8 protein-coding genes are annotated in these 12,590 nt (G+C 62.4%); 6 read left to right on the plus strand and 2 right to left on the minus strand.

Annotated features, from left to right (window positions below; translation table 11 throughout):
- The first annotated feature begins 3 nt into the window (after positions 1 to 3).
- The 3 genes from GGQ74_RS15055 to GGQ74_RS15065 all read left to right on the plus strand — a co-directional run bounded on the left by GGQ74_RS15055 (position 4) and on the right by GGQ74_RS15065 (position 5,183).
- Positions 4 to 1,404 carry a sensor histidine kinase gene (locus GGQ74_RS15055; protein ID WP_167942412.1) on the plus strand — a complete coding sequence of 467 codons (1,401 nt, stop codon included), beginning with the start codon at positions 4 to 6 and terminating at the stop codon, positions 1,402 to 1,404.
- Entirely contained in the window at positions 1,404 to 2,858 is a 1,455-nt protein-coding gene (locus tag GGQ74_RS15060; protein ID WP_167942413.1) for a response regulator, read from the plus strand. Before GGQ74_RS15055 ends, GGQ74_RS15060 begins: the two co-directional genes overlap by 1 nt.
- Positions 2,859 to 3,026: 168 nt before the next feature.
- Complete coding sequence (locus GGQ74_RS15065; protein ID WP_167942414.1) at positions 3,027 to 5,183, plus strand: methyl-accepting chemotaxis protein; 2,157 nt, start codon at positions 3,027 to 3,029, stop codon at positions 5,181 to 5,183.
- Positions 5,184 to 5,550: 367 nt separating this feature from the next.
- On the opposite strand, the gene ftsY is transcribed toward GGQ74_RS15065, so the two are convergent.
- Positions 5,551 to 7,038: a signal recognition particle-docking protein FtsY gene (gene ftsY, locus GGQ74_RS15070; protein ID WP_167942415.1), complete on the minus strand. Its 1,488-nt coding sequence runs from the start codon at positions 7,036 to 7,038 to the stop codon at positions 5,551 to 5,553.
- 238 nt (positions 7,039 to 7,276) lie between these two features.
- Between ftsY and asnS the strand changes: the two genes are divergently transcribed.
- Positions 7,277 to 8,668, plus strand: a complete 1,392-nt coding sequence (gene asnS / locus GGQ74_RS15075; RefSeq protein ID WP_167942416.1) for an asparagine--tRNA ligase — start codon at positions 7,277 to 7,279, stop codon at positions 8,666 to 8,668.
- A gap of 120 nt (positions 8,669 to 8,788) precedes the next feature.
- Here the strand turns inward: asnS and GGQ74_RS15080 are convergent, their stop codons facing one another.
- Positions 8,789 to 8,971 (minus strand): hypothetical protein, encoded by a 183-nt coding sequence (locus GGQ74_RS15080; protein WP_167942417.1) that lies wholly within the window; start codon positions 8,969 to 8,971, stop codon positions 8,789 to 8,791.
- 1,074 nt (positions 8,972 to 10,045) lie between these two features.
- Here GGQ74_RS15080 and GGQ74_RS15085 point away from each other — a divergent pair.
- Together GGQ74_RS15085 and GGQ74_RS15090 are read left to right on the plus strand one after the other, a co-directional pair.
- Complete coding sequence (locus GGQ74_RS15085; protein WP_167942418.1) at positions 10,046 to 10,624, plus strand: TetR/AcrR family transcriptional regulator; 579 nt, start codon at positions 10,046 to 10,048, stop codon at positions 10,622 to 10,624.
- Positions 10,625 to 10,842: 218 nt separating this feature from the next.
- Positions 10,843 to 12,345, plus strand: a complete 1,503-nt coding sequence (locus GGQ74_RS15090; protein WP_167942419.1) for a sensor domain-containing diguanylate cyclase — start codon at positions 10,843 to 10,845, stop codon at positions 12,343 to 12,345.
- Positions 12,346 to 12,590 lie beyond the last annotated feature (245 nt).

Here is a 12,590-nt window from a genome sequence, read left to right on the forward strand (position 1 = left end):
GTCATGTCCAAAGATCGCAATCGCGCATGTCCGGCGCCGGAGGACTGGGCTGACGCCGGGGAGTCCGGCTCGGAGATCGTGCGCCGCATTCGTACCCGCATCCTGCGCAAGGTCTGCGACTACAGCCGCTACGAGTTCGAGGCCTCCAAAAGCAGCGCCCTGAACATCTTTTTCGATCTCGTGCAGGAATTCGAGCGCGAAAGCGATTTTCACGCGGTCTGCGTCAGCGTTCCCAAGGTCATCTTCGGTCTCGACGCGTCACTGTATCTCCTATCCCCCGAATCCGTCCTGCGCTGCGTGCACAGCACCGCGCCTTCGGCGTCGCCGCCCTTTGACGGGGACGCCCTGCCTTCCGAGCCCGTGGATGTTAACGGGCGGTTTTGCTGCCCCATTCGTGGCAACCATCGCTTCATCGACCAGTTGCCCTTCGTCCCCCGCGACGACGTGATCGGATACATCGAGATTCGCCACGGCGGCACGTTCACCGATCGGGACCGCCTGTTCTGGGAAAAGTTCGCCAACCGCATCGGCTTCCAGCAGCATCTGCGCATGATCCACGGCGCGAACAGGCGGCATTTGGCCTTCATTCGGAATTTGGTCAAGGACATCGGGCATAATGTCATCGTTCCCAACATGTATTTCAAGCTCTTTTTTGGGCGGCTCAAGCGCAGCATCGACACCCTCGGCGCGCTGTGCGACGAGGGCGGCGAGGCGCTCACGCGGCCCCTTGGCGAGAGCTGCGACGATCTGCGCGAACTGCACGCCCAGCTCGAAGCACAGTATCTGGAGATAGCCCGCCACTACGAGCAGACGAGCCTGTATCTCGAAACGTTGCTCCGGCAGAGCCATTTCGAGAAAGGGCGCTATGTTCTGGAGCGCCGTCCCTGCCACCTGCCGCTACGCATCATCGAGCCGCAGCTCGTCCAGCACGAGAGCCGCTTTCAGGACCGGGCCATAACCGTGGTTCCCGGCCTGCGCGACGTGCCGGACCACCGGCTGGAGGTGCAGGTGGATGTGGGCCTCATGGCTCAGGTCTTTTCCAACCTGTTCTCCAACGCCGCGAAGTACGCCGCAGTGGGGGATGGCGAGGCCGCTGCGGGACGGCAGATTTCGGTTGGCTGGGAGCTGCTGCCTCACTTTTTTGAGGCGACCGGAGAAGACGGGCTGTGTGTGGCCGTGGGGTCTTCCGGGCCAGCGGTGAATCCGGCCGACGTGCCGAAGCTTTTCGATCCGGGATTTCGCGGTTCCAACGCCGGGGAGGCCGAAGGAAGCGGACACGGGCTGTTCTTTGTGCGCCAGATTGTGGAACTGCACGGTGGCGTCGTGGGCTATCGCCGTCGGGGCGGCATGAACGAATTCTATATGGTCCTGCCCATAGGCAACGGCGAAGGGAGTTCGATGTGATGGTCAACTCGCGCGACATACGCATCCTGAGCATCGAGGACGAACTGCGGGTGCGCGAATCCATTGTGGATTGGCTGGGCGATAGCGGCTATTCCATGCTTGAGGCCGAGGACGGCATCGTCGGGGTGGAGACCTTCAAGCGTGAACGCCCGGACCTCGTGCTGCTCGACATGGGGCTTCCCGGCCTGAACGGGCTGGAGGTGCTGGCGTCCATCCATGCGGCGTCGCCGGATACGCCGGTGATCATCGTTTCGGCCAAGGCCGACATCAGCGACGCCATAAGCGCCTTCAAGGCCGGAGCGTGGGACTACATCACCAAGCCCATCGTCAACTTCGATATTCTTGAGCAGACCATCCGCAACTGCCTTGAGCGCAAGGATCTGCGCGAGGCCGTGCGCCGTGCGCAGGAACGCTACCAGCGCCTCGTGCAGAATCTGCCGGTCGTCATTTTTTCGCTTACGCCGCAGATGCGGCTGGATTTCATTAACGACACCTGTGAGGGCATTCTCGGATATCCGCCCGAGGAGGCCATGGCCGAAGCTGGATGGATCATTGAGCATACGGTGGTGGAGGATCGGGAGGGGCTTGAAAAGGCGCTACGGCGGGGCTTCGATGGCGAAGAATTTTTGCATGAGTTCCGTTTCGAGCACCGCAAGGGCTACCTCGTGTATCTGCGTGCGCGGTCCATGCCTATGGACGAGGAGCGCGCCGATTCCGGGCCGCACGTCCACGGCGTCATCACCGACGTCACCGAGCGGCAGTTCCTCGACAAGGTGCTCATCCAGCGTGAAAAGCTCAACACCCTCGGCGCGATATCCCACGAACTCGCCCACGAGATACGCAATCCGCTCATGGCCCTTGGCGGCTTCGCCCGTGTGCTCGCGCGCAAGCATCCGGATATGGCTGAGATAGAGGTCATCGTCTCGGAGACAAAACGCATCGAGGAACTCATGAACCGCATCAGTTCCTATCTCGCTCCGGTGCCGGTGAAGAGCCGCATCTGTTCTGTGAATGCGCTTTTGACCTTCTGCCTCGACCGTCTTGCCTCGTCGTCGGCTCGTGGGAATCTGGACATCGTGAATCGTCTGGCCAGCGACCTGCCCGCCATCAAGTCCGATTCCGATCTGCTGACCGAAACGTTTTACAACATCCTCAATCACATCCTGTCCTCCGTCACCGGGAAGGGGCGGCTCATGCTCAGCACGCGCGAGATAGCCGGGCATGTCGTGGTTGGCTTCGATGTCACCGCGCCAGCCGACACCGACCTCACGCGCGAGCAGGAGCTTCTGATCCTGCCCTTTGACGGTGAAGGCTCATCCGTGAGTCTTGCCGTGAGCTTTCGCAATCTCAAGAACCTTGGCGGGCATCTCTCCTTCGAGCGTAAGAATGGCACCGTGTCGTTCACGGTTTCGTTGCCCAAGATATTGCCGCAGGGCGTCGACGCCGCCCAATGACACATCGGTCGCCGCAGGCGATTCGTAAATTTCGGTGAATTCGCGGGGAGTTGGCTGTGAGTGCCCACTCGCGGAAAAACCTTGTGTCTTGTGGATAAATGCCGAGTTGAGGTACAGTTGTATGGACTCCCAGCTCCGGGAGGAGACGCAACGCTCAGGAGGCCGTGCATGCTCAAGAATATGAAACTGGGGAACAAGATTGGCCTGAGCATTTGCTCGGCCATGATCGTCATTCTGGTCGTCTATTCCTTCATCGTGGTCTCGCGTACGAGGGATATGTCGACCCGCGCGGCAGAGAACATGGCGCAGCAGATGGCGGTCAGATATGGCAACCAGGTCAAGAACAGCATCGAGAAGGCGCTCGATGCGTGCCTGTCTACCGGTGCGGCCTTCATCGCCATGAGCGAACACAAGGAAGATGTCAGCCGTGACATGGTGGACGAGGTCCAGCGTCGGGTGACTCTGTCCGATGAGACGTTCTTCGGCATTCAGGCCGTGTTCGAACCCAATGCCCTGGATGGGCGCGATGCAGATTACGTGGGTGTGAAGCCGTGGTACGGTCCCAATGGCCGCTATGGCCCGTATTTCTTCAGAAAGGATGGCGGGTTGGCTGCCGAAGACCTCATCCAGTACGATCCAGACCATACCCGTGCGTGGTACAAGGGACCGCGTGACACGCGCGCTCCGGTGCTCACCGAACCCTACACCACCACCGTCGTCGATGAGATTCTGGCCACAGTCAGCGTGCCCATGATCAACGGTGGGAATTTCATTGGCATCGTGGGCATCGACTTCACCATTGGCGCGTTTCAGGTGATGGTGGACAGCATCCGTCCGCTTGAAACCGGATATGCAACCGTCGTGTCCCACAAGGGCTATTGTGTCGCCCACAAGTTCGAACAGGTCGTGAGCAAGAATATTTCCGAGGCCTTTCCTGAGGCAGCAGCCAAGGAACTGCTGGCCGCCGTGGGTGCGGGCAAGCGGTGGCAAGGACAGGTCGTTTCGCCGCTGGATGGTGTGGAATATCTGTTTCTGTTCGAGCCCATCGTCATTGCCGGAACATCCACGCCGTGGGCTATCGGCATCGCGCTGCCGGTGGAGAAGATTTACTACGACGCGAATAGATTTATGACGCTCAGCATCTGGCTGTCCGCCGGTGCCGTGGCGGTCATTATCATTATCGTGCTGCTCATCGCCCGTTCCATTTCCCGACCTATCGGGGTGCTGGTCAACGCGGCCGAAGCCATTTCCACGGGTGATTTCAAGTCCATGCCCGACGAATCCGGATTCGGCGGCGAACTGCTCACCCTGCATGGCGCGCTGGCGCGCATGGTGGGGAACCTTGCCGATCTCATCCGCACTGCCGAGGACAAGACCGCCGAGGCCGAGGAGCAGACCGCCAAGGCCTCGGTCGCCCTGCGCGAGGCCGAGGAAGCCCGGTCCATGGCCGAGAATGCGCGCCGCGAAGGCATGCTGCACGCTGCGAACCAACTGGAGGGCATTGTCCATCGCATCACCTCTGCGTCCGAGGAACTGGCCGCGCAGGTCGAGGAATCCAGTCGTGGTTCGGACATCCAGCGCGAACGTACGTCCGAGGCCGCCACGGCCATGGAGCAGATGAACGCCTCGGTGCTCGAAGTGGCGAGCAATGCGGGTAAGACGGCCGAAAACGCCGAGGAAGCCCGCCGCAACGCCGAAGAGGGCGGCAAGATCGTCGAGCAGGTGGTCCAGAGCATCCTGCGTCTCGAATCCGAGACCGAGCGCATGGTGGACGGACTCAACGTGCTTGGCACGCAGGCCGAGGATATCGGCAAGGTCATGACCGTCATCACCGACATCGCGGATCAGACCAACCTGCTGGCCCTCAACGCGGCCATCGAGGCGGCCCGCGCCGGTGACGCGGGACGCGGCTTCGCCGTCGTCGCCGACGAGGTGCGAAAGCTCGCCGAAAAGACCATGGCCGCCACCAAGGAGGTCGGCGACGCCGTGTCCGCCATTCAGGACGGAACACGAAACAACATCAAGGGAATGCACGAGACCGCCGAAACTGTCACCGCGACCACGGAGCTTGGACGCAAGGCGGGTGATTCCCTTCGTCTCATCGTTGGCATCGTGGAGGAAACGGCCGATCAGGTTCGCGCCATTGCCACGGCCAGCGAAGAGCAGTCCGCCGCGTCGGAGGAAATCAACCGCAGCACCGACGAGGTCAACCGCATCGCTAGCGATACCGCAGAGGCCATGCGCCAGTCCGCGCAGGCTGTGACCGATCTGGCCATGCTCGCCGACGAACTCCAGAAGCTCATCGAACAGATGAAGGACGTCTAGCCGAGAGGCTCATGCCGCATGTGTAGAGCGGCCCGGCGGGTACCCGCCGGGCCGCTTTCGCGTTGTGTCGCGTCTCGCGGTGCGGCGTGATCGGCGCTGTGGCCTGCCGTATCGTTCATTGCAGCATGCAAGCCGTAGGCTCCGCCGGCCAAGGGGCCGCTGGCCCCCTGGACCCCCGATATGCGATGGGCGTGGGTGCTCTTGGTGCGTCGTGCGGCTTTGTATGACGAAGCCCTAGTGAGGATTGTCAAGGGGGTCACCCCCTTGACCGGGTCCGGGCAGCGCCCGGCCGCCGGAGGCGTCAAAAAAAACGGCCCCGTTCGCGTCGCGAGCGGGGCCGTTTTGGTTCGTGATGATTCCGGTTCGGCTAGGAGAGCAGGGCGGTGGCGAAGTCTTTGCCGTTGAAGGGGCGCAGGTCTTCCATCTTTTCGCCGAGGCCGATGTAGGTGATCGGGATGCCGTGCTGGAGGGCGATGGCCACGACCACGCCGCCCTTGGCGGTGCCGTCGAGCTTGGTGAGGATGATTTCGTCGATGCCTGCCGCGTCGGCGAAGAGCTTCACCTGCGACAGGGCGTTCTGGCCGGTGGTGGCGTCGAGCACCAGCACGCTGCGGTGCGGCGCGCCGGGGTGCTTTTTCCCGAGGACGTTGCGGATTTTGGTCAACTCGGCCATGAGGTCCACCTTGGTGTGCAGGCGACCAGCTGTGTCCACGAAGACCATGTCGTAGCCGTCGCGCAGGGCTATATCCACGGCCTCGAAGGCCACGGCGGCCGGGTCCGCGCCCTCGCCCTTGCCGAAGAAGCCCGCGCCCACGCGCTCGGCCCAGACCTGAAGCTGCTCCATGGCTGCGGCACGGAAGGTGTCGCCAGCGGCGACGAGGACCTTCTTGCCCTGCATCTGCGCGCGGTGGGCGAGCTTGGCGATGGTGGTGGTCTTGCCCGCGCCGTTGACGCCGATCATGAGTACGACTTCGGGCGGGTTCACGGCGGTGATGCGGCGCTCGGTGCGGAAGACCTCTTCCAGCTCCTCGCGCATGAGGTCCTTGAACGCGGAGGTCTCGGTGACGCCCGCCTTGCGCACGCGTTCGCGCAGGTTGGCGATGAGCTTCGCGGTGGCCTCGTAGCCCACGTCGGCCATGATGAGGATTTCTTCCAGTTCGTCCCAGAAGGCGTCGTCCATGGTCTCGTGGGCGGACAGCAGGCCTTCGATGCGGCGCGAGATGCGTTCCTTGGTCTTTTCGAGGCCTTCGGAAAGCTTGAGGAACAGGCGGTTGCGCTCGTCCTCCTCGTCCTCCAGCTCAAGGGCGAGGGCAAGGCGATACTGGAGTTCCGACCGGAAGTCGGCGACATCCTCGTATTCCATCATGTCCAGCCACGAGTTGAAGCGGTCGCGGAAGTCGCGGGCCTCGGACTCGGGCGCGCCGAGGGCACGGAACAGGAAGGACAGGCGGGTGTCGAGCTCCGCCCCGCGCGTGGAGACGCCATCGAGGACGACGGAGAGCCATTCGGAAAGTTTCGGTTCCGCCTCGCGCAGGCGCAGGGTCAGTTCGCGCTGCCAGGGTTCCTCGGCGGTGAGCTTGTTTTCCTCGGGAGCTGCGTCCCGTTGGGGCGCGGCTGGTTCGGCGTCGGCATTGGGGACTTCGGCGGGAGCTGCGGGGGCTTCGACGGGAGTTTCGGCGGGTGCCGCTGCGGGCGTCGGCTCGGGTGCTGCTGCGGGCGTCGGCTCGGGTGCCGCTGTCGCTTCGGCCTCGGCGGGCATCTCGGGGGCGAGTGTCGCCTCGACGGCTTCCGGCGCGTCCTGCGGTTTCGTCGTGTCCTGCTTCTGCCAGAATTTCAGTTTGGAGAAAAAGCCCATGTGGAAAACCCCTTGTTCGGTGGAAAGTATCTCTTCGGCGACGCGCGCCGGGGCAGTGCCCGGTGTGGCGGTCCGCGCAAAAATCGTATACAGCGAAGCCGTTGGCAAGGACGGCGCAGACATGTCCGGGTCCGTACTGTGATGCGGCTCGGGTTACTTTGCCCAGATGCCGGATTCCGTCAAGTGTGCGGAGCTCCGGACATGGCATCATAGAGAGAAAAGCGTGCAGGAGATGCAGATGAAACGGCTTCGCGTACGGCAGGCGCTCGGCTCCGAGACGCCTGTGGAAAGCATTGTGGTCAAGGGCTGGGTGCGCACCAAGCGCGAGAACAAGGGCTTCGCCTTCATCGAACTCAACGACGGATCGTGCCTGTCGAACCTGCAGGTCATCGTTGATGAGGGGATTGCGGGCTGGGAGGACATCGCCAGAGTGACCACCGGCGCGTCCATCTCCGTGGAGGGCAACCTCGTCGAGTCTCCCGGTGCCGGGCAGAAGTGGGAAGTCCACGGCACCAGTCTGACGCTTCTCGGCGACGCTGACCCCGAGACCTTTCCGCTTCAGAAGAAGCGCCACTCCGACGAATTTCTGCGCAGCATCGCCCACCTGCGGCCGCGTACCAACAAGTTCGGCGCCATCTTCCGCATCCGCTCCGAGGCGGCCTACGCCGTGCATAAGTTCTTCCGCGACAACGGCTTCGCCTACGTGCATTCCCCCATCATCACGGGTTCGGACTGCGAGGGCGCGGGCGAGATGTTCCGCGTGACCACCCTCGACCCCGCCAGCCCAGAGGCCTGCAATCCCGAGAACGATTTCTTTGGCAAGAGCGCTGCGCTGACCGTGTCCGGCCAGTTGGCGGCGGAAATTTTCGCCACCTCCCTTGGCGACGTGTACACCTTCGGCCCGACCTTCCGCGCCGAGAACTCCAACACTCCGCGCCATGCCGCCGAGTTTTGGATGATCGAGCCGGAGATGGCCTTTGCCGACCTCACAGATGACATGAACCTCGGCGAGGCGTTCTTGAAGAGCGTTGTCGGCCATCTGCGCACGCATTGCGCCGAGGACCTCGCGCTTTTCGCCCAGTGGGTGGATAAGGAACTCGACGCGACGCTCGATACCATCCTCAACGAGGATTTCGCGCGCGTGTCCTACACCGAGGCTGTGGATATCCTGTTGGCCAATTCCAAGACCAAGAAGGGCAAGGATCGCTTCGAGTACCCCGTGTCGTGGGGCATCGACCTCCAGACCGAGCACGAGCGCTTTCTTACCGAGGAGCATTTTAAGCGTCCGGTCATCGTGTACGACTACCCCAAGGACATCAAGGCGTTCTACATGCGTCTCAATGAAGACGGGAAGACCGTCGCCGCCATGGACATCCTCGTGCCCCGCGTGGGCGAGATCATCGGCGGCAGCCAGCGCGAGGAGCGCATCGACGTGCTGAACTCCCGCATTGCCGAGCTCGGTCTCAATCCCGATGACTACTGGTGGTACATGGATCTGCGCCGCTTCGGCTCCGTTCCGCATGCGGGCTTCGGCATGGGCTTCGAGCGTCTGCTGATGATGGTCACCGGCGTGACCAACATCCGCGATGTCATCCCCTGCCCCCGCACACCCAAGCATCTCGAATTCTAGCTTCCGTCAGCACGTCTGCGGATGCATGCGCCCCGGAACGCCAGTCGGTGTCCGGGGCGCTTCGTTTTTCGAGGTTCGTTTCGTGCGCGAGCCGGGAGGATTGTCGACGGGGAGGGCAGGCTATGGCTTGCGGCGTTCTGCCCCCGTGCGGCGGTCGTCGCCGGAACGACGCTCCGGGGTTGATCTGCGGTCGAATTCGCTCAGGTCATCCGTTATGGAGCGCCTGTCCTGAAAGCGGGATCGCCGGTCGTCGGAGCGGCGGTCGTTTTGGCGGCGGTCCGGGTGATTCGTATCGTTGGGCATGGCGGGTCTCCGTTGTTTGGTGGACGATAGCACGATATCCTGCCGGGGAGGAAGCCCTTGGGTCGGGAATGCCTGATGGCAGGGTATTTTCGCGGGATTGCCTTGCGACATTCCATGAGATTTCGTCCCGCAAAGCCACACGGCCCGCCAAGGGCAGACGGCCCATCGCATGTCGGGGGTCCAGGGGGCCAGCGGCCCCTTGGCCGGCGGAGCCTACGGCTTGCATGTGGCAAGGAACGATACGGCCCGTCACAGCGATGAGCCGCTGCGCGGGGCATGGCCTTCGGCGACCGGGGCGCTGCCCCGGCCCCGGTCAAGGGCCGGGGGCCCTTAACAATCCCAACTTGGGCTTCGTCGCGCAAAGCCACTCGGCCCGCCAAGGGCAGACGGCCCATCGCATGTCGGGGGTCCAGGGGCCCAGCGGCCCCTTGGCTGGCGGAGCCTGCGTCTCGCATGCGGCAACGAACGATACGGCCCGTCACAGCGATGAGCCGCTTGACAGCCGCCCACGATGGACGTAGTGAGGTGACAGAAGCTGGTTGTTTGTTCAAACAGCCATGCTCAAGCCGGTCGATGATCGGTGTCATCATGACAGCAAGCGCCCAAGCGCATTGAATATTTTGCCGGAACACGGCTCCCGGTGGAGCAGGCGACACGTGGCAGAGGTTGAACGATAATCCGTTGCTGTCCGCAAGGGCTATGCGGGTGTTCCGGCAGAAGACTCGCGACATTGGTTGAGTGCACACACAGCGCGGCCCGTTGCGGCGCGAATATCGCGACGCAACGGGCCGCGCGTGTTGGGTGCGCCATCCGTAGGTCCGCAGGGGCGCGCAATTTCCCGCGTTAAAGGCACCTCCTTGCAGAACCCCCGCCAAGGGGGTTTTCTGTTATCCGGAAGTCCGCGGCGCGGGAGCCTTGGCTGGGTGCGGGCGTTGACGGCTTGGTGCATAACGTTTAACAGGTTGTTGCCCTGCAAACTGGGGTGCATCATGCGACGCATCGCGTCGCGGCGACGCCATGCGGGGCTGCGGTTGGGCCGGAATCTGGGCAAAACGGAAAACTGTGGTAGGACGCATGACTAAGAAAGAACTCTTGCTGGAGGCGGCCAAGGAACTCTTCGGAGTCCATGGCTATTCCGAGACCACATTCAAGAAGATTTCCGAACGCGCCGGAGTGGCCCTCGGGCTGCTGACGCATCACTACGGCAACAAGGAGAAGCTGTTTCTCGCCGCCGGAATGGATGTTCTCGACAATCTCATCTTCCAGTTGCGCGAGTCAGTCGACGGGGCAGAGACGGGCCTTGAGGCCGTGCAGCGCTTCGTCCGCAAGTATTTCGAATTTTCCGTCGATCCCGACGAACATTTCCTTGTGCTCATCCGCTGCTCTCCCTACAGCGACGTCAAGACTCGCGAAGACCGTGAGGAGATGGCCAGCAAGTTCACCGACGTGCTTGAAACCCTGAAGGCCTGCGTGGCCCGGGGCGTGGCCGACGGTTCCATCCGTGATCTGCCCGTCGAACAGACCGCCATCGCCGTTCAGTGCAACCTTGTCGGTGGAGTGCGCACGCGTCTGCTCACGCCATATTATCCGGATACGCTCTACGACGACATCTGCGCGTTCGTCACCCGCAGTCTGTCCTCTGCCGCCTGCTAGCTGGCAGTGTATTCCATGTCATCAGGACCCGGTTCCGCTTCGGCGGTGCCGGGTCTTTTGATTTCTGGACGATTTGCATTGCGTGATGTGATGGGTGAAAGTCCTTCGCACGCAGTGCGTTTCGCGGTCTATGGGACTTGTTGAATAATTGTGATGATGGCGTATAGGATAAGAAAACAGATTGCTGTGTCCGTTGCATTGCTTTTCCGGAGGGTGTCATGTCCTGCCGATCGTTCGCTGTTGCATGCGCGTTGCTTGCTGCGGTGGCCCTTGGGGCTGCGGCGGCCGTGAGTGTGTGCGCCATTGCCGAGCGTCCGGCACTGTCACGAGGATTCGTCGATGGAGGCGTGTCGGACGCGCGGCTTGGAAACGGGCTCGATGCATCGACCCATGTCGCGGCGCTCGTGTCCGGCAGTGGGGCGGCCGCTCTGCTGATCTTCATCGTCTGGACTGGGCAACTCCGGCAGCGCGAGGAGCATTATCGCGGGCTCATCGAAAATGGTGCGGACCTGATTATCGCCTTTGAGCCGTCGGGAAGCATTCGCTACCACAGCCCATCGTGCCGCGCCGTTTTGGGACGGGGTGGTCCCGATCTGGTTGGGCAGCAGGTTTACGAGCTGTTGCACGATGCGGATGTTCCTGTGCTGCGCGAGGCGGTGGATAGACTCCTCGGTGGTGGCGGGACCCAGTGCGTGGTCCAGAGAATGAGCAACCCCGAGGGCGCAAGCCGGTCCTTCGAGGCGCATGTGTCCGTCATGCCGGATGGGGGCGGGCGGCAACTGGTGGTCCTCAACGCCCGTGACATCACGGCGCGCCTTGAGGCCGAAGAGCGTCTGCGCCGCAGCGAGGAGCGTTTTCAACTGGCCCTGCGGGCGTCCAACGTGGAGTTGTGGGAATACAATTTCGCGACTGGGCATTCCATCCTGCCCGAGATGCTCTACCAGACGCTGGGCTATGGGGATGGCGAGGGCCCTGCCCTTGCCGTGGACCTCGAATACATACATGAGAATGATCGTGCGGGCGTCTCGGATGCGCTGCTCGCTCATGTCGATGGACGTTCGCAGGTGTTCAAGGCTGATTTCAGGTTGCGCAGCCGGAGCGGCGAGTATGTGTGGGTGTCAGCCACGGGGCGCATGTTCGACAGGGATGGGGATGGAGAATTTGAGACCTTCATCGGAATCATCCGCAATGTGGCATGGCGTAAGGAGCTTGAGGAGTCCCTGCGAACGCTGGCGACCCGCGACGGGCTGACCGGGCTGCATAATCGGGTTCATTTCATCAGCCTCGCCGAGCGTGAACTGGACCGCGCGGGGCGCTATCGACATCCATGCACGGTGCTCATGGTTGATGCCGACGACTTTAAGGCCGTGAACGACACCTACGGGCACGAGGCCGGGGATGCCGTGCTGTGCCGACTGGCCGAGACGGCGGTGCGCATGCTGCGCGACGTGGATATCGTGGGACGCATCGGCGGGGAGGAGTTTGCCGCGCTGCTGCCGGAGACGGATGTCGAGGCGGCGGTGGTTGCGGCGGAGCGCGTGCGCGCCGCAGTGGATGCCCTGGCGGTGGAGACCGTCGCAGGGACGATCCGTTTTACGGTGAGCATTGGGGTAGCGACATTCGGCCCGCAGAGTGCGAGCCTCGAAGAGATGCTGCGCGTGGCCGATGCGGCCTTGTACAAGGCTAAAAAGGAAGGGCGGAACCGGGTTGTCGTGGCGTAGGGAGGGAGACTTGACGCTATGAAGGCGGGTGAAGTGGCCCGGAGCAGGCGTGCCGTCGCGTTTGCGGCGGTGTTTTTCGTTTAAAAAGTTCTGTAAATATGGAATGTTAAGAAAACATGTCGATTTTGTTGCCAAAACCTGTTGACGGCGGGGGCTGTTTTGCCTAGAACCGCCCTCCGCCGCACGGAAAAGGCAACAGCCACTCCGAAACGGCAATTTGAAAAAAGGTGAAAAAACGGGTTGAC

The organism is Desulfobaculum xiamenense (assembly GCF_011927665.1).
GTDB classification, from domain to species: domain Bacteria; phylum Desulfobacterota; class Desulfovibrionia; order Desulfovibrionales; family Desulfovibrionaceae; genus Desulfobaculum; species Desulfobaculum xiamenense.